Annotated in this window: 19 protein-coding genes; 14 read left to right on the forward strand and 5 right to left on the reverse strand. The window is 56.6% G+C overall.

Annotated features, from left to right (window positions below; genetic code table 11):
- Position 1: 1 nt before the first annotated feature.
- Positions 2 to 1207 carry an enterochelin esterase gene (gene fes / locus DSD31_RS18615; protein ID WP_032716854.1) on the reverse strand — a complete coding sequence of 402 codons (1206 nt, stop codon included), beginning with the start codon at positions 1205 to 1207 and terminating at the stop codon, positions 2 to 4.
- A 257-nt stretch (positions 1208 to 1464) separates the two neighbouring features.
- On the opposite strand from fes, the gene DSD31_RS18620 reads away from it, so the two are divergent.
- Positions 1465 to 3705: a TonB-dependent siderophore receptor gene (locus DSD31_RS18620; RefSeq protein ID WP_064357278.1), complete on the forward strand. Its 2241-nt coding sequence runs from the start codon at positions 1465 to 1467 to the stop codon at positions 3703 to 3705.
- A gap of 116 nt (positions 3706 to 3821) precedes the next feature.
- The gene (entD, locus tag DSD31_RS18625; RefSeq protein ID WP_015584931.1) at positions 3822 to 4457 is read left to right on the forward strand and encodes an enterobactin synthase subunit EntD; all 636 of its coding nucleotides are present in this window, start codon (positions 3822 to 3824) and stop codon (positions 4455 to 4457) included.
- A gap of 49 nt (positions 4458 to 4506) precedes the next feature.
- Here the strand turns inward: entD and DSD31_RS18630 are convergent, their stop codons facing one another.
- Both DSD31_RS18630 and DSD31_RS18635 read right to left on the reverse strand, forming a co-directional pair.
- Positions 4507 to 5442, reverse strand: a complete 936-nt coding sequence (locus DSD31_RS18630) for a transketolase family protein (RefSeq protein ID WP_004859326.1) — start codon at positions 5440 to 5442, stop codon at positions 4507 to 4509.
- A complete protein-coding gene (locus DSD31_RS18635) occupies positions 5435 to 6265 on the reverse strand; it encodes a transketolase (RefSeq protein WP_004859323.1) in 831 nt (276 codons plus the stop codon). The genes DSD31_RS18630 and DSD31_RS18635 overlap by 8 nt, the downstream gene beginning before the upstream one ends.
- A 366-nt stretch (positions 6266 to 6631) precedes the next feature.
- Here DSD31_RS18635 and DSD31_RS18640 point away from each other — a divergent pair, with 366 nt between their 5' ends.
- The 8 genes from DSD31_RS18640 to DSD31_RS18675 all read left to right on the forward strand — a co-directional run bounded on the left by DSD31_RS18640 (position 6632) and on the right by DSD31_RS18675 (position 15514).
- Positions 6632 to 7582: a sugar-binding transcriptional regulator gene (locus tag DSD31_RS18640; protein WP_004859320.1), complete on the forward strand. Its 951-nt coding sequence runs from the start codon at positions 6632 to 6634 to the stop codon at positions 7580 to 7582.
- A gap of 363 nt (positions 7583 to 7945) precedes the next feature.
- Positions 7946 to 9466 carry an FGGY family carbohydrate kinase gene (locus tag DSD31_RS18645; protein ID WP_032716850.1) on the forward strand — a complete coding sequence of 507 codons (1521 nt, stop codon included), beginning with the start codon at positions 7946 to 7948 and terminating at the stop codon, positions 9464 to 9466.
- A gap of 134 nt (positions 9467 to 9600) precedes the next feature.
- Positions 9601 to 10536 carry a D-ribose ABC transporter substrate-binding protein gene (locus DSD31_RS18650; RefSeq protein WP_004859313.1) on the forward strand — a complete coding sequence of 312 codons (936 nt, stop codon included), beginning with the start codon at positions 9601 to 9603 and terminating at the stop codon, positions 10534 to 10536.
- A gap of 43 nt (positions 10537 to 10579) precedes the next feature.
- Positions 10580 to 11200 carry a DUF2291 family protein gene (locus DSD31_RS18655; RefSeq protein ID WP_069476144.1) on the forward strand — a complete coding sequence of 207 codons (621 nt, stop codon included), beginning with the start codon at positions 10580 to 10582 and terminating at the stop codon, positions 11198 to 11200.
- A gap of 1 nt (position 11201) precedes the next feature.
- On the forward strand, positions 11202 to 12746 hold the full coding sequence (locus tag DSD31_RS18660; protein ID WP_004859306.1) for a sugar ABC transporter ATP-binding protein: 1545 nt from the start codon (positions 11202 to 11204) through the stop codon (positions 12744 to 12746).
- A gap of 17 nt (positions 12747 to 12763) precedes the next feature.
- Positions 12764 to 13831 (forward strand): ABC transporter permease, encoded by a 1068-nt coding sequence (locus DSD31_RS18665; protein ID WP_015584935.1) that lies wholly within the window; start codon positions 12764 to 12766, stop codon positions 13829 to 13831.
- Between the two features lie 64 nt (positions 13832 to 13895).
- Positions 13896 to 14693: an SDR family oxidoreductase gene (locus DSD31_RS18670; RefSeq protein ID WP_004859298.1), complete on the forward strand. Its 798-nt coding sequence runs from the start codon at positions 13896 to 13898 to the stop codon at positions 14691 to 14693.
- Positions 14694 to 14728: 35 nt separating this feature from the next.
- A complete protein-coding gene (locus DSD31_RS18675; RefSeq protein ID WP_004859296.1) occupies positions 14729 to 15514 on the forward strand; it encodes an SDR family oxidoreductase in 786 nt (261 codons plus the stop codon).
- 75 nt (positions 15515 to 15589) lie between these two features.
- On the opposite strand, the gene DSD31_RS18680 is transcribed toward DSD31_RS18675, so the two are convergent.
- Complete coding sequence (locus DSD31_RS18680) at positions 15590 to 17623, reverse strand: choline transporter (protein ID WP_113991241.1); 2034 nt, start codon at positions 17621 to 17623, stop codon at positions 15590 to 15592.
- Between the two features lie 128 nt (positions 17624 to 17751).
- Here DSD31_RS18680 and betI point away from each other — a divergent pair, with 128 nt between their 5' ends.
- The 3 genes from betI to betA are packed head-to-tail and all read left to right on the forward strand — an operon-like array spanning position 17752 to position 21526.
- Positions 17752 to 18345, forward strand: coding sequence for a transcriptional regulator BetI (gene betI, locus DSD31_RS18690; protein ID WP_004859289.1), 594 nt, complete (start codon positions 17752 to 17754; stop codon positions 18343 to 18345).
- 11 nt (positions 18346 to 18356) lie between these two features.
- Positions 18357 to 19829 (forward strand): betaine-aldehyde dehydrogenase, encoded by a 1473-nt coding sequence (gene betB / locus DSD31_RS18695; protein WP_113991242.1) that lies wholly within the window; start codon positions 18357 to 18359, stop codon positions 19827 to 19829.
- 14 nt (positions 19830 to 19843) lie between these two features.
- Positions 19844 to 21526, forward strand: coding sequence for a choline dehydrogenase (betA, locus tag DSD31_RS18700; RefSeq protein WP_113991243.1), 1683 nt, complete (start codon positions 19844 to 19846; stop codon positions 21524 to 21526).
- Between the two features lie 274 nt (positions 21527 to 21800).
- Here the strand turns inward: betA and DSD31_RS18705 are convergent, their stop codons facing one another.
- The gene (locus tag DSD31_RS18705; RefSeq protein WP_004859277.1) at positions 21801 to 22496 is read right to left on the reverse strand and encodes a GNAT family N-acetyltransferase; all 696 of its coding nucleotides are present in this window, start codon (positions 22494 to 22496) and stop codon (positions 21801 to 21803) included.
- A 212-nt stretch (positions 22497 to 22708) separates the two neighbouring features.
- On the opposite strand from DSD31_RS18705, the gene DSD31_RS18710 reads away from it, so the two are divergent.
- The gene (locus DSD31_RS18710) at positions 22709 to 24277 is read left to right on the forward strand and encodes an ABC transporter substrate-binding protein (RefSeq protein ID WP_004859275.1); all 1569 of its coding nucleotides are present in this window, start codon (positions 22709 to 22711) and stop codon (positions 24275 to 24277) included.
- Positions 24278 to 24336: the final 59 nt, after the last annotated feature.

A 24336-nucleotide genomic window follows, 5' to 3' on the forward strand; every position in this document is an offset into this window, starting at 1 on the left:
GTTATTGCGCGCGGCTCAACGGCTGCCAGAGCTGGATGAGCCCAGCCGTCAGCCCACCACGCCAGCAAAGCGCATCGTGCCCGCCGTCAACCTGACGCCAGAAAATCGTCTGCTGTGTCTGCTGTAGTTGTGATAAAAGCGCCTGATTGGCGCGAAAAATAAGCGGCTCACGTTCTCCGGCTTCCAGCCAGATTCGCAGGCCGTGGGGGCGGAGCACGCCCTGGCTCAGGCGTTCGATCAGCAGGCCGGTTTGCGCGCCGCCGCGATGCGGCCACCAGTAGGAACCAGACTGACTCAGCACGCAGCCAAAGCGCTGCGGCCAGTACAGCGCGGCAAACATCGCCGCCAGGCCGCCAAAGCTCTGACCGGCGACCACGGTGCGATCGGCGCGGTCGCTAAAAGGCGCGATTTGGTGTACCCGAGGCAGTAGCTCTTCCTGCACCGCCAGCCAGAAATCGGCGTGACAGGGCAGTTCCCGACTCCGGTGTTCGTTGTCGATAACATCAATCAGCAGATAGACCGCAGGCGGCAGTTTTGCCTCGCGCGTCAGCCCGGCCAGTGCGGACCAAACCGGCATACTCTCGGCCCAGAACTGGCCATCAAGCAGTACCGCCAGCGGACGCTCTGCGGCAACGGCCTCACCGGTGGTGTAAACCCATATCCGCCGCGTGTTACCCAGCCGGGCGCTGTGCCATTCAATGCACACTGGCGGTTGATAAGGTGTATTCCGCAGCGACCAGCCGGGTTGTTCCGGCGCCAGCGGCAGCTCCAGCGCCGAAACCGCGTGGCCGCGTCCGCCTTTCCAGCTTTGCGGGTTTAACGGATCGGCTATCGCCCGCGGCAGCAGTCTGCGCCAGCCTTCCCGCAGCAGCGTACGGTCCGGGCTACCGCCGTTGAAAATCTCAGGGGCAAAATCGTCATCGCGATCGGAGGGAATAAAGCAGTAGCTGCCGCGCCAGGCGGGCGACAGCGTGGTTTGCCATTGCCAGGCATCGGTACCGGGCACGCGCTTCAGGGTTTGCGGCACGGCATTTTGATGATGGTCGGTGACGCCGGTGATGTAAATCCACACCCGCTTCGTCAACGAGGTCTCTTCGCTGCCCGCCGGATCTCGCCACCAGAAGGTCACCCGATAGCCATCGCCAACGGCCTCAGCCTGCGGACCGGAGATCCCCTGCCACCAGTCATCACTTCCTGTCATTAACATTCCGTCATTAACCCTATGTTTACCGTGATTTTTCTCAATAAACGTAATTTTTATTGATAATATTATTGATAACTATTTGCATTTGCAATAGCGTATTACCGCGCTTTGGGAAGAGTCACTTCTAATTACACATGTCAGAAAGGGCCATTTGGTCAGCGATGGAATGCCTTCGCCCTCTACTGACCACATTTCTGCCGCCTCCCCTCCCGGTGGGAAGGGGTTTCAGGGGCATGCGGCAACGGAAAGCAGGACGTAAAATGAATAACAAGATCAAATCTTTGACCTTGCTGGTCAATCTGGGAATTTATGGGGTCGCCTTCCCGCTGTGTGCGGAAGAGACCCTCGACAGTAAAAAAACGGCTACCGAAGAGACGATGGTGGTTACTGCCGCCGAACAAAACCTGCAGGCGCCGGGCGTATCGACGATCACCGCCGAGGAAATTCGTAAACGTCCCCCCGCTCGCGATGTCTCCGAAATTATCCGCACCATGCCGGGCGTTAACCTGACCGGCAACTCTACCAGCGGCCAGCGCGGTAACAACCGCCAGATTGATATCCGCGGCATGGGCCCGGAAAATACCCTGATCCTGATTGATGGCAAACCGGTCACCAGCCGTAACTCCATCCGCCTGGGCTGGCGCGGCGAGCGCGATACCCGCGGCGATACCAACTGGGTCCCACCGGAGCTGATTGAGCGCATTGAAGTCATTCGTGGACCGGCGGCGGTACGCTACGGCAACGGCGCCGCGGGCGGCGTGGTCAATATCATCACCAAAAAAGGTGATAACGAGTGGCACGGTTCATGGAACACCTACATGAACGCCCCGGAGCACAAAGATGAAGGCTCCACCAAACGCACCAACTTCAGCCTGAACGGCCCGCTGGGCGGCGACTTCAGTTTCCGCCTGTTAGGCAACCTCGATAAAACCCAGGCCGATGCCTGGGATATCAACCAGGGCCATCAGTCAGAACGTACCGGTATTTACGCCGATACGCTACCGGCCGGCCGTGAAGGGGTGGAGAACAAAAATATCAACGGCGTCGTACGCTGGGATTTTGCACCGATGAACTCGCTGGAGTTTGAGGCGGGCTACAGCCGCCAGGGCAACCTGTACGCCGGGGATACGCAGAACACCAACACCAACGATCTGGTGAAAAAAAATTACGGCAAAGAGACCAACCGTCTCTATCGCCAGACCTACTCGGTGACCTGGAACGGCGGCTGGGATAACGGCATCACCACCAGCAACTGGGCGCAGTACGAGCACACCCGCAACTCGCGTAAAGGCGAAGGCCTGGCCGGGGGCACGGAAGGGATTTTCAGCAGCGATCAATTCTCTGATATCGACCTGTCCGACGTGATGCTGCACAGTGAAGTCAGCGTTCCGTTCGACCTGTGGGTCAATCAGAACCTGACGCTGGGTACCGAATGGAACCAGCAGCGGATGAAGGATCTGGCCTCCAACACCCAGACCTTTATGGGCGGCGACATTCCGGGTTTTACAAGCACCGGTCGCAGCCCGTATTCTCAGGCGGAGATCTTCTCGCTGTTTGCTGAAGACAACATCGAGCTGACCGACTCCACCATGCTGACCCCGGCGCTGCGCTTTGACCACCACAGCATTGTGGGGAACAACTGGAGCCCGTCGCTTAACCTGTCTCAGGGGCTCGGGGATGACTTCACCCTGAAGATGGGCATCGGCCGCGCCTATAAAGCGCCGAGCCTGTACCAGACCAACCCGAACTACATTCTGTACAGTAAAGGCCAGGGCTGTTATGCCAGCATAACCGGCACCGGTTGCTATATGATGGGTAACGAAGACCTGAAAGCGGAAACCAGCATCAACAAAGAGATCGGCCTTGAGTTTAAACGCGACGGCTGGCTGGCCGGCGTGACCTGGTTCCGTAACGACTACCGCAACAAGATTGAAGCTGGCTATGCACCGATCTCCCAGACCGGTACGAGTAAAGTGAAAACCGATATTTACCAGTGGGAAAACGTACCGAAAGCGGTAGTAGAAGGCCTGGAAGGAACATTGAACGTCCCGGTTAGCGAAACCGTTAACTGGACCAACAATATCACCTACATGCTGCAGAGTAAGAACAAAGAGACCGGCGACCGTCTGTCGATTATTCCGGAATATACGCTGAACTCAACGCTGAGCTGGCAGATATACCAGGATGTTTCGGTGCAGTCGACCTTCACCTGGTACGGCAAGCAGGAACCGAAGAAGTATAACTACAAAGGTCAGCCGGTCACCGGCAGCGAGAAGAACGAGGTGAGCCCGTACAGCATCCTCGGTCTGAGCGCGACCTGGGACGTCACCAAATACGTCAGTCTGACCGGCGGCGTGGATAACGTCTTCGACAAGCGCCACTGGCGCGCGGGTAATGCCCAGACCACCGGCGGCGATACCGGTTATATGTACGGCGCGGGCGCCGAAACCTATAACGAATCGGGCCGGACCTGGTACATGAGCGTCAACACGCAGTTCTGATTACGCGCCTGAAGACCAGGCCGTTCTCCCCCCGGAGGGCGGCCTGGCTTTTTGGCCTTCTGACGGGGCAACCGCCAGGCTATCCCCTCACCTGCATCCTGACGTAGGATGACACTATGCAAACGACACACTCCACTTTTCTTTTTGCCGGACATCGGCTGCATCAGATTGATTTCGACCCGGCCACCTTTGCGCCTCACGATATCCTGTGGCTCTCCCACCACCCGCAGATCGAACATTGCGGCCGGAAACGGCAGATGGAACATCTTGCCGGGCGTATCGCGGCGGCCTGCGCCCTGAAAGCAGTGGGCGTGAAAGGCGTTCCCGGAACAGGTGACCAGCGGCAGCCGCTGTGGCCTGCCCCGTGGTCTGGCAGCATCAGCCACTGCGACACCCGCGCGCTGGCCGTCGTCGCCGCCCGACCGGTCGGTATCGACATCGAAAACGTGCTCACCCTCGCGCTGGCGGAGGAGCTGGAAAGCAGTATTATCAGCCCGGCGGAACGCGGGGTGCTGAAGGCGAGCGGACTGCCCTTCGAACTGGCTCTGACCCTGGCTTTTTCGGCCAAAGAGAGTGGGTTTAAGGCCCTGCCTCTCGCGCAGCAGGCAGGAACAGGGTTTATGCACTTTCGGATAACTGACATTCAGGGCGAGGTCATCACTTTGTGGACTGCGCGGCAGGTGTTCCAGGTGCATTGGATGGTGGATGAGCCCTACGTCATCACGCTTTGCCAAACGCAACACCGGCAGTAAAGGAAGAACCCGCGCGGTCAGGGCCGCACGGGGGAAACGTCATACTGACTCAACACATCGTTTTGGCGAGAGCGATAATAGCCTGGGCATCAAAACCGTGGTGCTGACGCATCCAGCCACGATCCGCCGCCGCCGCATATTCACCATCAGGAATACCCAGCCGTTTCAGCGGAATACCGATACCTGCCTCCGCCATAACCTCTGCTACCAGGCTTCCCAGACCACCGTTCACATTATGCTCTTCAACCGTAATCACCGCGTTGCATCCCTTCAGCGCGGCCAGTAACGCTGAGGTGTCACAAGGGCGAATCGAAGGTACGCTAACCACCTGCGCCTGAATCCCTGACTCTGCCAGCGTTTGGGCGGCCTCGACAATTTCATGCACCGTCGAACCGGTAGCGACCAGCGCCAGATCGTGGCCTTCACGCAACGTGTTTACGGCGCCGGGAGCAAAACGATAGTTTTCAGCATACAGCTCCGGCAGCGCTTTACCGTCGAGACGGATGTAAACCGGCCCCTGATGATGAAGGGCGTAGTCGATTATCTGCCGACATTCCCGTGGCGATGACGGCGCGTAAATCTCAATGTTGCCGAATCCACGCATCACCGCAAGGTCATCAATAGCGTGGTGCGTACTCGCCAACGGGCCATAGCTGGCTCCCGCATTCAGACCAAATAATTTGACGTTGGTGTTGTTGTAACAGACATCGACTTTGATCTGTTCATTGGCGCGGGAAATCAAAAATGGCGCGGCATTGCAGGTCACCGCCACTTTCCCCCCCAGCGCCAGACCGGCCGCCATACCGACCATGCTTTGCTCGGCAATACCGACGTTAACCAGCCGGTCAGGGAAATGTTTAATAAATGGCGCGATTTTTGCGGTTGATGTTGAGTCGGCGACAACAGGCACCAGATCAACTCCATTTTCTACGGCATCGATAAACGCCTGAACCATCACGTTTGCCAGGTGTTCTGCATTACTCATCTTTCAGTTCCTCCAGTGCCAGCGCAATCTCCTCACCTTTCGGCACCCGGTGGTGCCATTCCGGACGCCCCTGGATAAAGGAGATGCCGGCGCCTTTCGTGGTATTCGCAATAACGACGTTGGGTTTCCCTTCCTGCTTTAATCCTTCAAGCGTCGCGACAACCGAGGCCATATTATTGCCCTGACATTCGGTCACGGTCATACCAAAGGCCTGCCATTTTTCGGCAAGCGGATCGGTATTCATAATTTCGCGGGTTGGTCCGGCCAGCTGCAGGTTATTTTTGTCATTAATAATGATCAGATTATCAAGACCGTAATGTGCGGCGGCCAGCGCGGCCTCCCAGTTACTCCCCTCAGCCAGTTCACCATCGCCGGTGATGAGGAAGACGCGGCGGGCGCTGTGGCTCTTTTTCGCTGCCAACGCCAGTCCTACCGCCACGGGCAAACCGTGCCCTAAAGCCCCGGTATTCAGCTCGATGCCCGGCGTCTTCTGGCGAACCGGATGACCGGGAAGGTGGGAGTTGGCATGCTGATAGGTGCTCAGCCAGTCGACCGGGAAGAATCCCGCCTCGGCCAGCACGCAGTAGTAGCAGCCCACCGCATGACCTTTCGACTGGATATAGATGTCACGCCCTTCATCGGCAATGCGGTCCGCTGCAACGTTCAAAATACGAAAATACAGCGCGGTTAAGAGCTCCACCTGCGACAGGTCGGCGCCGGTATGACCGCCGGCAGGGCTGTTGGCGTTCAATCTGATAATGTGGCGGCGTACCGCACGAGCCTGACGCTCAAGTGCCTGAACATCGTAGTTATAGGGATTCATTTAATACCTCTGAATTTAATTTCAACTTGGAATATTTATTCCGTAAGGGACTAAAAAAAACCAGATATCCCCTGGCAGCGCATCACAGCGCTTTCGCCGCTGCACCAGACTCAGGAACATTCTGCCTCCTCACCATCAGGCATACCTGCGCCTGGATAATTTTTCAGTTGACCTGAAATCATCATGAATATATATTCACACATGATTCTTTATTCAATTATGCAACCACTGTTCTGTTTTTGTCCATAGCTGTTTTAGAGGATTGATAAAAGTTAGAGTCTCATCACACTTAAATGTCTTTTTTTTTCGCGTATGATTACAGGCTCTAACATAATGGCTGCACGTTAATGATTTTCGGGGATATATATGGCTAAGCAGGATGAACAACGGCTATTAGTTAAGATTGCCACTCTTTACTACCTTGAAGGACGCAAGCAGTCCGACATTGCTCAACTTCTCTCGCTTTCTCAGTCATTTGTCTCCCGCGCCATCACCCGCTGCCAGAAAGAAGGGGTGGTCAAAATTAGCGTCGTGCAGCCCTCGAATATTTTCCTGAATCTCGAAAAAGGCATTGAGGATCGCTACGGCATAAAGCAGGCCATCGTGGTGGACACCGAAGAGGATGCCAGCGACCATACCCTTAAACGAGCCATCGGTTCGGCCGCGGCCCACTATCTTGAAACGCGGCTACGGCCAAAAGATCTGATTGGCGTCTCCTCCTGGAGCTCGACCATTCGGGCTATGGTTGACGAGGTTCACGCGCAGAACCTGAAAGCCAGCGGCGTGATTCAACTGCTGGGCGGAGTGGGTCCTAACGGCAATGTGCAGGCAACGATCCTCACTCAGACTCTGGCGCAACGGCTAAACTGTGAAGCCTGGCTGCTGCCTTCGCAAAGTATTGAAGGCTCGGTGGAAGAGAAAAACCGGCTGATTGCCAGCCAGGATGTAGCCGATGTGATTTCACGTTTTGATGAAGTCGATATCGCTATCGTCGGGATTGGTATTCTTGAACCTTCGCAGCTGCTCAAAACATCAGGCAACTATTACCACGAAGATATGCTGCAGGTGCTGGCGGAGCGCGGTGCCGTCGGGGATATTTGTCTGCACTATTACGATAAAAACGGGCAGGCGGTGTTACGTGATGATGAAGATCCTGTTATCGGCATGGCGCTGGAGAAAGTCAAAAAATGCCCCAATGTCGTCGCGCTGGCCGGCGGTAGCGATAAAGTCGCCGCCATCAAGGGCGCCCTCTCCGGCGGTTATATTGACGTTTTAATCACCGATTATCCGACCGCCAGGCTGCTCGTCACCGCCTGATCCGCCGCTAAAACATCTTTTCTCATGCCTTTGCGCCCTCCTGGAAGACGCAAAGGCACATCAAATAAATGCTTATATTTCAATTTAATAAATAGTTTAAGCGCGGTACCCACTCAGCATCCCCTGCACATTTCACGATCCAGATAAGTGTGATTGCCAGCACAATTGATAACTTTCCCTCTGGCCCCAGAGAAACTTTCTGGCTAAGGTATTAAATAAATAATCACTATCGAATATATATTCAGTGATTAAAAAAGTGATAACGAAATGTCACATCATGGCCTGCTAAGCAGCAATGCGATAACGAGGAATGCTCGCCCTTCCCTTCGCGCCAGGACGACGTGTGACTCAGGAGACTATCTAATGCTGGCAACACAGAAAGAGTTCATCATTGCGCTCGATGAAGGTACCACCAACGCCAAAGCGGTGGTACTTGACGGCCGTGGCAACGTTATTGTGAAGTTTTCTCAACCGTTAGCTATCCAGACACCGCGCGATGGCTGGGTAGAACAATCCGGAGAGGCGTTAGTCGAGGCCTCGCTGGCGGTAATAGCCAATGCTATCGACCACGTTGGCGCAGAAAACGTGGCGGCATTAGCCATCAGCAACCAACGTGAAACCGCCATCGGCTGGTACCGCCAGAGCGGCAAACCGATTAACGCCGCCATCACCTGGCAATGTACCCGCAGCGCGGGGTTCTGTGAAGCGCTGCGCCGCGATCGCAAAGAATCCCGGATTAAATCCACCACCGGACTGCCGATTGCCCCGCTGTTTTCCGCCTCAAAAATGCGCTGGCTGCTGGAGTCGCTGCCGGAAGGCCGGGAGATGGCTGAACGCGGTGAGATTTGCCTCGGTACCATCGATAGCTGGCTGCTGTGGAACCTGACGCAAGGCGCAGCATTCAGCTGCGACTATTCCAACGCCGCGCGGACACAGTTACTCAATTTACATACCGGTCAATGGGATGACGAAATGCTGGCGCTGTTCCAGATCCCTCGCGCCGCGCTGCCTGAGATTAAACCCTCCAGCGGGTTATTCGGTTATACCCGAGGGCTGGCCGCCATTCCTGACGGCATCCCGGTGATGGCGATGGTCGGCGATTCACATGCCGCGTTGTTTGGTCACGCGCTCGGTGAACTGGGCTGCGTTAAGGCCACTTATGGCACGGGATCGTCGGTCATGGCGCCGGTGAAGTCAGCTCAATGCGATATTGCCGCACTGGCCACCACCATCGCCTGGCACGATGGCGACAGCATCATTTATGGTCTGGAAGGCAATATCCCCCATACCGGCGATGCGGTGGCCTGGATGGCCGATAGCACGGGATTAAGCGAGCTCTCCGCGCACGAACTGGCCCACGAGCTCAATACCCTGCCGGCCTCCGTCGATTCCACGCTGGGCGTCTATTTTGTCCCCGCGCTAACCGGTCTTGGCGCCCCCTGGTGGGACGACAGCGCGCGCGGGGTTATCTGCGGGCTCAGCCGCGGCGTCAAGCGCGCCCACCTGATTCGCGCCGCGCTGGAATCCATCACTTACCAGATTGCTGATGTGGTGCTTACCATGCGCCAGCATGACGACTTTCACCTGGCGGCGCTGATGGTCGATGGCGGGCCGACAAAAAATGACTGGCTGATGCAATACCAGGCCGATCTGCTGGGTTGCCCGGTGATGCGCAGCGATGTCCCTGAACTGTCGGCGATTGGCGCGGCCCTGCTGGCCCGCAAAGCGATTCATCCCGGTACGCTGACTGATTTAAGCGCGTTCTTAACCGAACACAGCGAATTTCGCCCCGATATGGCGCGCCATCTGCGTTTACAGAAAAGATGGCAGGAATGGCGCCATGCGGTGGACAGAACATTATGGAAACCGGCCCCGTCCGCCTGACGCCCCACCAGGGATCCTGCTGCGCGACGAACCTGAATCATCAACATAAGGAGAGCCCCGGACCATACAACTGATTTTCAGGCCTTGCGTTGTTTCACCGTACCCGACAATAACAACATAGAGAGAACATTGTCATGAAATTACGTTTAACGCTGTTAACTGCTGCAACCCTGACCGCTTTTTCATTTTCTGCTCAGGCGGTAGAAAAAGGCACCATTATGATTATGGTCAACTCGCTGGATAATCCGTATTACGCCTCGGAAGCCAAAGGCGCCAGTGAAAAAGCCAAACAGCTGGGATATAAAACGACGGTTCTGTCACATGGCGAAGATGTCAAAAAACAGAACGAACTTATTGATACCGCTATTGGTAAAAAAGTTCAGGGTATTATTCTCGATAACGCCGACTCAACCGCCAGCGTCGCCGCCATTGAAAAAGCCAAAAAAGCAGGCATTCCCGTGGTATTAATCAACAGGGAAATTCCTGTCGATGATGTGGCGCTTGAGCAAATCACGCACAATAACTTCCAGGCGGGTTCGGAAGTCGCCAACGTATTTGTTGAGAAAATGGCGGAGAAAGGAAAATACGCCGAGCTCACCTGTAATCTTGCCGATAATAACTGCGTGACCCGCTCCAAATCTTTCCATCAGGTTATCGACCAGTATCCTGACATGGTCAGCGTCGCCAGACAGGATGCCAAAGGAACGTTAATCGACGGCAAACGCATTATGGACAGCATCCTGCAGGCTCATCCGGACGTTAAAGGGGTGATTTGCGGTAACGGCCCCGTCGCTCTGGGCGCTATCGCCGCGCTAAAAGCCGCGAACCGTACGGACGTCGTGGTTGTCGGCATCGACGGCAGCAATGACGAGCGTGATGCGGTTAAAGCGGGAACCCTGCAGGCCACCGTGATGCTGCAGGCCCAGTCCATCGCCGCTCAAGGGGTCACCGACCTCGATAACTTCCTGCAAAAAGGGGTGAAACCGGCGAAACAGCGCGTCATGTTCCGCGGCATCCTGATCACTAAAGATAACGCAGACAAAGTTCAGGACTTCAATATCAAGTCCTGAGTTCGGGTTGTTGCGCCCCTTGCGGGGCGCACAGGAGAGTCTCATGTATAAAAAAACCTGGCTGGCATTGGCCATCGTAGCACTGGGAGGTTGCCGCATTGTCTCTCAGCAAGAGCTGGCCGATCTTAAATCCCCGCCCAATCCGCACATGGCGCATATCGATCGGACGTGGCAGGAGAAAATTGTACCGCAGGTAGTCGCACAGGCTCGCCCCGCGGAAGCGTTAATGACCGCGCTACATGCGGCCAAAGATTTCGACAGCGCTTGTAAAACATTGGGTTATCGCGCTCAGGAAGAAAATCCGTGCATTTTCTTCGTCAAGGTTGAAGGTAAGGTCATCAAGCTTGACGCCACGTCACGCAGCGGAAAAATGACCGTTCAGGATCAAAATGGCCGCGCTATCGTCGTGCAAACGGGGCCGACGCTGCGTGGGACCCAGCTGCGCGATGGCTATAACGGTGCCAGCTATGCCGACTTTAACGATCAGGTCCTGTTTGGCGAATATGGCCGGGCCATTAATGAACAGGCCGTAAAAATGATTAACGGCGCACAGCTAAAATCCGGCGAAACGGTTGAGGTCTATGGCGTATTTTCCGCCTGGGATATACCGCAAACATTCCCTGATATTACACCAGCGAAAATTGTTCACCCCGGAGGACAATAAGATGTCAGCGCAAGAAATCGTCACTCCCCAACCAGTCGAAGCTGAAGTTATTATCGAAACCCGCGGATTATCTCGCGTTTACCCAGGCGTTATCGCCTTAGATAACGTCGACTACCGGGTTTATCGAAATAAAGTCAACGTTCTGATCGGAGAAAATGGTGCGGGCAAATCCACCATGATGAAAATGCTTGCCGGTGTCGAAACGCCTTCCTCCGGACAAATTATTCTCGAGGGTTCTCCCGTTTCATTAAATTCGACTCACCAGGCTGAAAAACAGGGTATCAGCATTATTTTCCAGGAGCTGAATTTATTCCCGAATATGAATGTCATGGATAATATTTTCATGGCTAATGAGTTTTTCCAGAAAGGAAGGATCAACGAAAAATACCAATACGAACTGGCTAAATCACTGCTGGAACGACTGGAGCTTGATGTTGATCCCTACACTCCGCTCGGGGAACTGGGTATTGGCCACCAGCAGCTGGTCGAAATTGCGCGCGCCCTGTCCAAAGATACGCGCGTATTGATTATGGATGAGCCCACCTCCGCCCTCAGCCAGTCTGAAGTCAAAGTCCTGTTCAATGTTATCGGGCAGCTTAAACGGCGCGGCGTCACCATCATCTATATCTCCCATCGTCTGGAAGAACTGATGGAAATTGGCGACCACATTACCATTTTCCGCGATGGCCGTTTTATCAGCGAACGGACCGTCAGCGATGCCAGCATCCCGTGGATCATTGAACAGATGGTCGGCGATAAGAAAAAGCATTTCGACTATCAACCGGCCCCCAAAGGCGAAGCGGTGCTGGCGGTGGACGGTCTGACCGCGCTGCACCATAGCGGCGGTTACAAACTTAATGATGTCACCTTTACCTTATGTAAAGGGGAAGTCATCGGCATTTACGGCCTGCTGGGCGCCGGGCGTACCGAGCTATTTAAAGGACTGGTCGGCCTGATGCCGTGCCAGAATGGCAGCATCCATCTCAACGGTGAAAACATCGGCAGGGCCCCTTTTCAGGCCAGACTCAAAAAAGGGCTGGCGCTGGTACCGGAAGACAGACAGGGCGAAGGCGTGGTGCAGATGATGTCCATTCAATCCAATATGACGCTCTCCGATTTCAGTCTTCAGGGGTTTCGCCGCGCCTGGCAATGGCTGAATCCGCATAAAGAGCATGCCAGCGTTAAAGAGATGATTCAGCAGCTTGCCATCAAAGTGAGCGATCCCGAGCTCCCCATCACCTCTCTGAGCGGCGGCAACCAACAAAAAGTGGTGCTGGGGAAAGCGTTAATGACGCAGCCGCAGGTCGTTTTTCTGGATGAACCCACGCGCGGCATCGACGTGGGCGCCAAAACGGACGTTTATCACCTGATTGGCAAAATGGCGCAACAGGGGCTGGCCGTGATGTTCTCCTCGTCAGAGCTGGATGAAGTGATGGCTCTGGCAGATCGTATTTTGGTGATGGCCGATGGCCGTATTACCGCTGATTTACCGCGTCATGCGGTCACCCGCGAAAAATTAATCGCGGCTTCAACACCTCAAGATTAATCAGGCTGGAACCCATCATGAACCAGAAATATATGATCTATATGTACCTGCTGAAGGCCAGAACGTTTATCGCTCTGCTGCTGGTTGTTGCGTTTTTCAGCGTGATGGTACCGAATTTCCTGACGACGTCGAATCTGCTGATCATGACCCAGCATGTGGCCATTACCGGCCTGCTGGCTATCGGGATGACGCTGGTCATTCTGACCGGGGGAATCGACCTTTCAGTCGGCGCCGTGGCCGGGATTTGCGGCATGGTGGCCGGCGCCCTGCTGACCAACGGGCTGCCGCTATGGAACGGTAGCGTCATCTTCTTCAACGTACCGGAAGTCATCTTGTGCGTGGCTATCTTTGGCGTGTTGGTGGGGCTGGTTAACGGCGCCGTGATCACCCGCTTTGGCGTGGCGCCCTTTATTTGTACCCTGGGAATGATGTACGTCGCCCGCGGTTCTGCCCTGCTGTTTAACGACGGTAGCACTTACCCCAATCTCAACGGCATGGAAGCGCTGGGCAATACCGGTTTCTCCACTCTCGGCTCCGGTACCGTCCTGGGAATTTATCTGCCGATCTGGTTGATGATCGCTTTTCTGCTGCTGGGCTACTGGCTGACCACGAAAACCCCGCTGGGCCGCTATATCTACGCCATTGGAGGCAATGAGTCCGCGGCCCGTCTGGCCGGCGTCCCGATTGTTAAGGCCAAAATCTTTGTTTATGCCTTCTCCGGACTCTGCGCCGCGTTCGTCGGGCTGATTGTCGCCTCACAGCTGCAAACCGCGCACCCGATGACCGGCAACATGTTCGAAATGGATGCGATCGGTGCCACCGTTCTCGGCGGGACCGCGCTGGCGGGCGGTCGCGGCCGGGTGACCGGGTCGATTATTGGCGCCTTCGTGATCGTCTTCCTCGCCGACGGAATGGTGATGATGGGGGTCAGTGATTTCTGGCAGATGGTGATTAAAGGCGTGGTCATCGTCACCGCCGTCGTCGTCGATCAGTTCCAGCAGAAGCTACAGAACAAGGTCATTCTCATGCGCCGCCACGAAGAAAAGCTGGCGACGGTTCACCCCAGCGGCGCGGCATCCAGTTAATTCACGCATAGCACCGATTCTTCCGCCGGGCGTAACCGCCCGGCTTCGCTAAAGGGAAAAAAGTATGCACAGAAATTTTCACAATAAAACCATCGTCATTACCGGAGCCTGCCGTGGTATTGGCGCCGGCATCGCCGAACGCTTTGCACGCGATGGCGCCAGGCTGGTGATGGTCTCTAATGCACCGCGCGTCCATGAAACCGCAGAAACCTTACGCCAACGTTATCAGGCCGATATTCTGTCGCTGGAGATTGATGTCACCGATGAAGCCCAGGTTCAGTCCCTGTACGAACAGGCCGCAGCCCGCTTCGGCACCATTGATGTCTCTATTCAAAACGCCGGAGTGATCACCATCGATTATTTCGATCGTATGCCAAAAGCCGATTTCGAAAAAGTGCTGGCCGTGAATACAACCGGCGTCTGGCTGTGCTGTCGCGAAGCGGCCAAATACATGGTCAAACAGAACTACGGCAGTTTAATCAATACCTCGTCCGGTCAGGGGCGCCAGGGCTTTATCTACACCCCGCATTACGCCGCCAGCAAAATGGGCGTTATCGGCATTACGCAAAGCCTGGCTCATGAGCTGGCACCGTGGAACATCACCGTCAACGCCTTCTGCCCCGGAATTATCGAAAGTGAAATGTGGGACTACAACGACCGGGTGTGGGGCGAAATTCTCAGCAATGAACAAAAGCGCTATGGCAAAGGCGAGCTGATGGCGGAATGGGTAGAAGGTATACCGATGAAACGGGCGGGGAAACCGGAGGATGTTGCCGGACTGGTGGCCTTTCTCGCCTCTGACGATGCGCGCTATCTCACCGGGCAGACGATTAACATCGACGGCGGCTTAATCATGTCTTAATACCCGCCAGGGTTTTGACCAGAAGAGTAATCACTATGATCGCAAAAGATTTTGCTCAACAGTTGTTTAACCTGCAGGACCGCGTTGCCTTTGTCACCGGCGCGGGCAGTGGTATTGGCCAGATGATTGCTTACGGGCTCGCCAGCGCGGGCGCGCGCGTCGTCGGTTTCGATTTGCGCGAAGACGGGGGACTTGCCGAAACCGTGCGTCATATTGAAGCGATAGGCGGCGAAGCCTGCTTTTATACCGGGGATGTGCGCCAGCTAAGCGATCTTCGCGCTGGCGTCGCGCTGGCCAAAAGTCGCTTCGGCCGTCTCGATATCGCCGTCAATGCCGCCGGTATCGCCAACGCCAACCCGGCGCTGGAGATGGAGACGGAACAGTGGCAGCGGGTTATTGATATCAATCTCACCGGCGTCTGGAACTCCTGTAAAGCGGAAGCGGAACTGATGCTGGAATCCGGCGGCGGCTCGATTATTAATATTGCCTCGATGTCGGGAATTATCGTTAACCGCGGGCTAGAACAGGCGCATTATAACAGCGCCAAAGCCGGCGTGATTCATCTCTCTAAAAGCCTTGCCATGGAGTGGGTCGGCAAAGGGATTCGCGTCAACTCAATGAGCCCGGGTTACACCGCGACGCCGATGAATACCCGTCCTGAAATGGTCCATCAGACTCGCGAATTTGAAAACCAGACGCCCATTCAGCGCATGGCAAAAGTTGAAGAGATGGCGGGGCCGGCTCTGTTTCTCGCCAGCGACGCCGCCTCATTTTGTACCGGCGTTGATTTGGTCGTTGATGGCGGATTTATCTGCTGGTAAGCCGCGCATATCGCGACATTCGCTCGAAAAAAGGCGCCCACAGGGCGCCTTTTTCCTTACTCCACCGTCCGCCGCCTACATCCCGGGAAACATCACGCTGTTCCCCGGCGCTTCCCGGTGCAGATGGATAAAGTTCAGGTGACGCTCGTACTGATCGAGAATATCGGTGATCACCTGCTCCTTGCTGTAGTCCATCAGGTCGTTGCCCTGGCTGCCCTCCAGCAGGAAAGTCTCCAGACGATAGTAGGTCGATTTACCGCTGCGCGCCCGGTAGGTGAAGCCCGGAATCGAATACTGCTGCGGCCAGATCTGATAGACAAAATTCTGTTCATCGCCCATATGCACCAGCAGGTCGAGATGGCCCAGATTATCCCCCTCCTCCGGCGGTAAACTTTTCAGATCCACATAGGCGCCGCGCAATTTAAGCTCCTGCGCCACCTCCTCCATCGCCGGGTAGCACACCGTCTCCATCATCTGACGCGTATAGCGGGTTCCCGGATAGTTCATCAACCGCGACAGGCGTTTCTTCCAGCTCAGTCGATCCTGCACGCCGAGCGGACGCGGGGCGGTATCGCGACTGGCGCTCTCGCGGCGATAATCTTCGACCTTCAATGATTTATACAACCCCGCCATCACAAAGAAGATCACGAAACTAAACGGCAGCCCCATGATCACCGTGGTGTTCTGCAGCGCCGAAATCCCGTTGGTCATCAGCATTCCGATGGTCAGCAGACCGATAGCAACCGACCAGAAGATACGCAGCCAGTTCGGCGCATCGCTGTTGATATCTTTGAGTTTCGAGGTGAAGTTCCCCAGCACCAGCGCCCCTGAGTCAGCGGAAGTCACATAGAACAGCAGCCCGGTGATGGTGGCGACCGAGGCGCTGAAGGTAAAGGCCGGGTACTGGGCCAGCAGGTTATAGAAGCCGCGCTCCGGATGAGCCATCGCCTCTTCGGCAAAGGCGACATTGCCGTGAATAATTTCGTACAGCGCGCTGTTACCGAAGACCGACAGCCAGAGTAAGGTGAAGGTAAACGGAATAATCAGCGTCCCCAGCACAAACTGACGAATGGTGCGCCCGCGCGAGATACGCGCCAGGAACAGCCCCACAAACGGTGACCAGGCAACCCACCAGGCCCAGAAAAACAGCGTCCAGTTGTTCATCCACTCGACCGGGCGATCGAAAGCGAAGCTGTTGAGGGTCATGCCCATAAAGCGGTTCACGTAGTCGCCAACGTTCAGCACCAGCGCGTTCATCAGAAACTCGGTATCGCCCATAAACAAGATGAACAGAATCAGCCCCAGCGCCAGCACCACGTTCAGTTCGGAGAGAATACGAATCCCTTTATCGACCCCGGAGGTCACCGAAATCGTGGCGATTATCACCGACAGGACAATCAACGCCGCTTTCGCCCCCAGCGAATCCGGAATATCAAACAGCACGTTCAGACCATAATTAAGCTGTACGACCCCGATCCCCAGCGTCGTGGCAATCCCAAAAATGGTCCCGACCACCGCCGCAATATCCACGCTATGGCCGATGGGACCATCGATTTTTTTACCGAAAATGGGATAGAGGGCGGAGCGTATGGTGAGCGGCAAATTATAACGATAGCTAAAGTATCCTAGCGCCATACCCATCAGAGCATACATCGACCAGCCGGTCAGCCCGTAGTGGAACAAGGTCCAGACCATCGACTGACGCGCGGCCTCCATGGTCTGCCCGGCCCCTTCCGGCGGCTGCATATACTGGGTGACCGGTTCGGCGACCGAGAAGAACATCAGGTCGATACCGATACCGGCGGCAAACAGCATCGCCGCCCAGCTCAGCATGCTGAACTCCGGTTTGGAGTGCTCAGGCCCGAGCTTCACCGAACCGAAGCGCGAGCACGCAATGCAGACCACAAACACGATATACAGCGTGGCCGCCAGCAAATAGTACCAGCCAAAAGTCGTTGAAACCCAGCTCAGGGTACGGCCAATCCAGGCCGCGGAAAAATCGCTGAAGAAGATAGTCATCAGGGAAAACAACAAAATCAGTCCGGCGGAAGTATAAAAAACCACCGGATTGATTTTGTCCTTTTCTCTGCTCGGCGAAAGGTCTGTCATCCAGTATCCTCACTGTTTTTGTAACTATTAAAATCCAAAACCGCAACAATTAAGACACATTTTATATTGAACGTCCAATCAAAAACCGCTTTAATAGATAAACAAATCTGATGAATGGAACCAAGGAAATGCCCAAACTGGGGATGCAACCGATACGCCAGCGGCAGCTTATTGACGCCACCCTCGAGGCGATAAACGCGGTGGGAATGCACGATGCCACTATCGCGCAAATTGCCCGACGGGCGGGCGTATCGACCGGCATCATTAGTCACTATTTCAAGGATAAGAACGGTCTGCTGGAAGCAACGATGCGCGACATCACCGGCCAGCTCCGGCTGGCGGTACTGAGCCGTTTGCACGCGCTGCCGGGCGCCAGCGCCGAACGGCGGCTGCGGGCCATCGTGGCGGGTAATTTCGACGACAGCCAGATAAGCAGCGCGGCGATGAAAGCCTGGCTCGCCTTCTGGGCCAGCAGCATGCATCAACCGATGCTCTACCGTCTGCAGCAGGTCTGCAGCCGACGTCTGCTGTCGAACATCGTCTATGAATTTCAGCGCGAGCTGCCGCGCCAGCAGGCGCAGGAGGCCGGTTATGGTCTCGCCGCCTTAATCGACGGACTGTGGCTACGCGCGGCGCTGAGCGGTAAACCGCTCGATAAAGCCCGCGCCGAAACGCTCGCCGACCATTTCATCAGCCAGTATCTGCCACCGACGTCTCAATAATGGAGGAAACCATGTCCCGAATGGCCGAACAGCAGCTTTATATCCACGGTGGTTACGTCCCTGCCACCAGCGGGAAAACCTTCGAGACCCTCAACCCTGCCAACGGGGAAGTACTGGCGACAGTCCAGGCCGCGGGTCGCGACGATATCGACCGGGCGGTAAAGAGCGCCCAACAAGGGCAAAAAATCTGGGCGGCGATGAGCGCCATGGCACGTTCGCGTATCCTGCGCAAAGCGGTGGATATTCTGCGCGAGCGTAACGACGAACTGGCGCGGCTGGAGACGCTGGATACCGGTAAACCGCTGAGCGAAACCGCCCATGTCGATATCGTCACCGGCGCCGATGTGCTGGAGTATTACGCCGGACTGATCCCGGCGCTCGAAGGCAGTCAGATCCCGCTGCGCGATAGTTCATTCATCTATACCCGCCGCGAGCCGCTCGGTGTCGTGGCCGGGATCGGCGCCTGGAACTACCCGATTCAGATCGCGCTGTGGAAATCCGCTCCGGCGCTGGCCGCCGGTAACGCCATGATTTTTAAACCGAGTGAAGTCACCCCGCTCACCGCCCTGAAGCTGGCGGAAATCTACCGCGAAGCCGGCCTGCCGGACGGCGTATTTAACGTCCTGCCGGGCATCGGCGCCGAAACCGGGCAGTACCTGACCGAACATCCGGACATTGCCAAAATCTCCTTTACCGGCGGCGTCGCCAGCGGCAAAAAAGTGATGGCCAACTCCGCCGCCTCATCGCTGAAAGAGGTGACCATGGAGCTGGGGGGCAAGTCGCCGCTGATTGTCTGCGACGATGCCGATCTCGACCTCGCCGCCGATATCGCGATGATGGCCAACTTCTACAGCTCCGGCCAGGTCTGCACCAACGGTACCCGGGTGTTTATTCCGACGCGGGCTAAAGCGGCGTTCGAGGAAAAAATTCTCACCCGCGTGGCGCGGATTCGTCCCGGCGACCCGTTTGAGGAAACAACCAACTTCGGTCCGCTGGTGAGCTTCCCGCATCGCGAAAATGTCCTGCGCTATATCGCCAGCGGTAAGCAGGAAGGGGCGCGTCTGCTGTGCGGCGGCGGTGTGCTGCAAGGCAATGACTTCGCCAGCGGCGCGTGGGTCGCCCCCACGGTATTTAGCGACTGCCGCGATGATATGACCATCGTACGCGAAGAGATCTTTGGCCCGGTGATGTCGATTCTGACCTATGACGATGAGGCAGAAGTGATTCGCCGCGCCAACGCCACCGAATACGGCCTTGCCGCCGGCGTGGTGACGGCGAATTTAAACCGCGCCCACCGCATCATTCATCAGCTTGAGGCCGGGATCTGCTGGATCAACAGCTGGGGAGAGTCCCCGGCGGAGATGCCGGTCGGCGGCTATAAGCACTCCGGTATCGGCCGCGAAAACGGCGTGATGACGCTCCAGAGCTACACCCAGGTGAAATCCATCCAGGTTGAGATGGGTCAGTTTCAATCCATATTTTAACCAGGAGGTCATTTTTGCAATTTGACTACATCATTATTGGTGCCGGCTCTGCCGGCAACGTACTGGCGACACGACTGACGGAAGATCCTCATACCACCGTCCTGCTGCTGGAAGCCGGCGGCCCGGATTATCGTTTTGATTTCCGCACCCAGATGCCCGCCGCGCTGGCTTTTCCGCTACAGGGCCGACGCTATAACTGGGCCTACGAGACCGAACCCGAACCGCATATGAATAACCGGCGCATGGAGTGCGGTCGCGGCAAGGGGCTCGGCGGCTCGTCGCTGATTAACGGCATGTGCTACATCCGCGGTAATGCAATGGACCTCGACAACTGGGCCACCGCGCCGGGGCTTGAGCAGTGGAGCTATCTTGACTGTCTGCCCTACTACCGCAAAGCGGAAACCCGCGATATCGGCGCCAACGACTACCACGGCGGCGATGGCCCGGTGAGCGTCACCACGCCGAAGCAGAATAATAATCCGCTGTTCCATGCCATGGTGGAAGCCGGTGTCCAGGCCGGCTATCCGCGCACCGACGATCTCAATGGCTACCAGCAGGAGGGATTCGGACCGATGGATCGCACCGTGACCCCGCAGGGACGCCGGGCCAGTACCGCCCGCGGCTATCTTGACCAGGCCCGCGCGCGCCCAAACCTGACGATTCGCACCCATGCGCTGACCGACCATATTATTTTTGCCGGTAAGCGCGCGGTAGGCGTGGAGTGGCTGGAGGGCGATAGCACCGCGCCGTCAAAAGCAACGGCCAGTAAAGAAGTGCTGCTCTGCGCGGGAGCCATCGCTTCGCCGCAGATTCTGCAACGTTCCGGCGTCGGCGATCCCGAACTGCTACGCCAGTTTGATATCCCGCTGGTGCACGCCCTGCCCGGCGTCGGTGAAAACCTGCAGGACCACCTGGAGATGTATTTGCAATACGAGTGCAAGGAGCCGGTGTCGCTCTATCCGGCGCTGCAATGGTGGAATCAGCCGAAAATTGGCGCTGAATGGCTGTTCGGCGGGACCGGCATCGGCGCCAGCAACCAGTTTGAAGCGGGCGGGTTTATTCGCAGCCGGGAGGCGTTTGCGTGGCCGAATATTCAGTATCACTTCCTGCCGGTGGCGATTAACTACAACGGTTCGAATGCGGTGAAAGAGCACGGCTTCCAGTGCCACGTCGGCTCCATGCGTTCGCCCAGCCGCGGCCATGTGCGCCTGAAATCACGCGACCCGCATGAGCATCCGGCAATTCTGTTCAACTATATGTCCAGCGAACAGGACTGGCAGGAGTTCCGCGACGCGATCCGCATCACCCGCGACATCATGAACCAGCCGGCGCTGGATAAATATCGCGGCCGGGAAATCAGCCCGAGTCTGGCGTGCCAGAGCGATGCCGAGCTGGATGAGTTCGTGCGTAATCACGCCGAGACCGCTTTCCATCCCTGCGGGACCTGTAAAATGGGCTATGACGAAATGGCGGTGGTCGATGGCGAGGGGCGGGTTCACGGTCTGGAAGGGCTGCGGGTAGTGGATGCATCGATTATGCCGCAGATCATCACCGGCAACCTCAATGCCACCACCATCATGATTGGCGAGAAGATAGCCGATGCCATTCGCGGCCGCGCGCCGCTGCCGCGCAGCACGGCGCGCTATTATGTGGCGAACGGCGCGCCGGTGCGTCGTCAGGCCGCTGTTAAGGGATAGCAAGCCTGCTCGGGCTTGTGTTCTGACATCTCTGCCGGGCGGCGGCTGACGCCTTGCCCGGCCTACGACAGCGAGTCTGTTCCGTAGAATCAGTCTACCGCCCCTGTTTGTCGCGAAGCCCTTACCTGCCTACCGGCACTGCGCCGGTAGGCCCATGCAGGCGAAGCGCCGCCGTATTTGTGAATAAGAAAGATTGACTGACTGGAGGTAGGCCCGCGCAAGCGAAGCGCCGCCGGGCAATTCCCGATGCACGCACTTTGTCCGCTGGCTGCAATCAGCGAAAATCCTCCAGTCGCTTCAGCTGTCTCCCTTCACTATCAAAATTCTCCGCCGCCAGCCATGCGCGCAGCGCCGCATCCCGCGCCGCCCACTCGCTATCAATAATCGACAGCTGGTCGCTATCGCGGGTGCGCCCTTTCCGCACCATTTTTTGCCGCAGACACCCTTCCCAGGTAAAACCCAGGCGCTCCGCCGCCCGTCGTGAGGCAATATTCATCGAATCACATTTCCACTCCAGCCGGCGATAGCCCTGCCCGAAGGCATTTTTCAGCAACAGCCATACCGCTTCCGTGCCCAGCGGCGTGTTCTTCATCTTCCGCGACCAGGTCACATGGCCGATTTCAACGGTCCCCATTGCCCGATCGATGGCCATATAGCTGACCAGCCCCACCGCCCGCTCGGTCTGCAGATCGATAACCGCAAACGGCACCAGCGCATCATCGTTGACTTTACCTGCCACCCAGTGGGTCGTCGCTTCCACGCTTGCCGGACAGGTGCTGGCCAGCCATGTCCAGTCGCTCTCATCTCCCAACGCGTAGGCGGCGAACAGATCGGCGGCATGGCGCTGCACCTCCAGCGGCTCAAGCCGGCAAAAGCGCCCGCTTAACGGCGTGCGTTTCAGGATCCTGGCCCCCTGCCAGTCTGCGACAACATCATTCACCACCTGACCATATTGATTGATTTCCGGCATGCCCGCACCCCGTTGAATTGTAATGAAATTGTTATATCAAGAAGCGCGGCGGACAAAAAGCGCGCCGCCGCTTTTTTTCATTAATAACCCATCGCTATGAATTATTCTTTTTAAGCATAAGCTTATCCGTATTTTGACTTTACGACTGCGGGGAAGCGGCCTAACGTAGCGAAGCATAAATAATCAAAACAACATTTTTTCAGGGATTGCACATGACCAAAAAACTGCTGTCTTTACTGGTGCTGACCGCACTCTCCGCCGCCGTCCATGCCGCGACACCGCCCTCCACCCTGGTCGTTGCCCAGGGTCTTGACGACATCGTCAGCCTCGACCCGGCAGAAGCCAATGAGCTTTCCAGCATTCAGACGGTACCGAGTCTCTACCAGCGCCTGGTTCAGCCAGATCGCGACAACCCTGAAAAAATCACCCCGATTCTGGCCGCAAGCTGGCAGGCCGACCCGGCGGCGAAAACCTTGACCATCAAGCTGAAGCCCGATGCCAAATTTGCCTCGGGCAACCCGCTGCGTCCGGAAGACATTATCTTCTCCTATACCCGCGCGGTGACGCTGAATAAGTCCCCCGCGTTTATCCTCAACGTCCTCGGCTGGCAGCCGGACAACATCGCCAGCCAGCTGAAAAAGGTCGATGACCATACGCTGCAGCTGCACTGGACCGCTGACGTCAGTCCGGCGGTCGCGCTGAATATCCTCTCCACGCCGATCGCCTCCATCGTGGATGAAAAGCTGGTGGCGCCGAACGTCAAAGACAACGATTTCGGTAACAGCTGGCTGAAAATGCACTCGGCGGGCAGCGGCGCGTTCAAAATGCGCGTCTATCAGCCGCATCAGGCCATCGTGCTGGAGGCCAACAACAGCTCGCCTACCGGGGCGCCGAAGCTGAAAAGCATCATTATTAAAAACGTCCCCGATCCGGCCTCTCGCCGCCTGCTGATTCAACAGGGTGATGCCGATATCGCCCGCGATCTCGGCGCCGATCAGATAGCCGCCCTGCAGGGGAAACCCGGCGTTAACGTGCTGAGCATTCCCTCCGCCGAGCAGAATTACCTGGCATTCAACACCGGCAACAGCGCTAACCCGCTGCTGAAAAACCCGGCCCTGTGGGAAGCCGCGCGCTGGCTGGTGGACTACGACGGCATCACCAAAGATCTGCTTAAAGGCCAGTATTTTGTGCATCAGAGCTTCCTGCCGGTTGGTCTGCCGGGCGCGCTGGATAATAATCCGTTCAAATTTGACCCGGAGAAGGCCAAAGCGATTCTCGCCAAAGCGGGGATTAAGGACGCGCACTTCACTCTTGATGTCGAGAACAAACCGCCGTTCATTACTATCGCCCAGTCGATGCAGGCCAGCTTTGCCCAGGGCGGCGTGAAGATTGACCTGCTGCCGGCAGCGGGCAGCCAGGTGTATGCCCGCGTGCGCGCGAAGCAGCACCAGGCAGCTATTCGCCTGTGGATCCCGGACTATTTTGACGCCCACTCCAACGCCAGCGCCTTCGCGTGGAATGATGGTAAATCCAGCACCGTTGCCGGTCTCAACGGCTGGCAGATCCCGCAGCTAAATAAAGAAACCCAGGCGGCGGTCGCCGAAGCGGATCCGGCAAAACGCCTCGATCTGTACAAAAAAATGCAGGAAGAGCTGCAGCGCAGTTCGCCGTATGTATTTGTTGACCAAGGGAAAACGCAGATCGTGGTCCGCGATAACGTCAAAGGCTATCAGCAGGGCCTCAACGCCGATATGGTCTGGTACGATAACGTCACCAAGTAATTTCCCTTGTTGCCGGGTGGCGCTGCGCTTACCCGGCCCGGGTTCTCGTTTTTTGTAGG

It is taken from the genome of Klebsiella sp. X13 (assembly GCF_003323835.1).
Lineage (GTDB): Bacteria > Pseudomonadota > Gammaproteobacteria > Enterobacterales > Enterobacteriaceae > Klebsiella > Klebsiella ornithinolytica.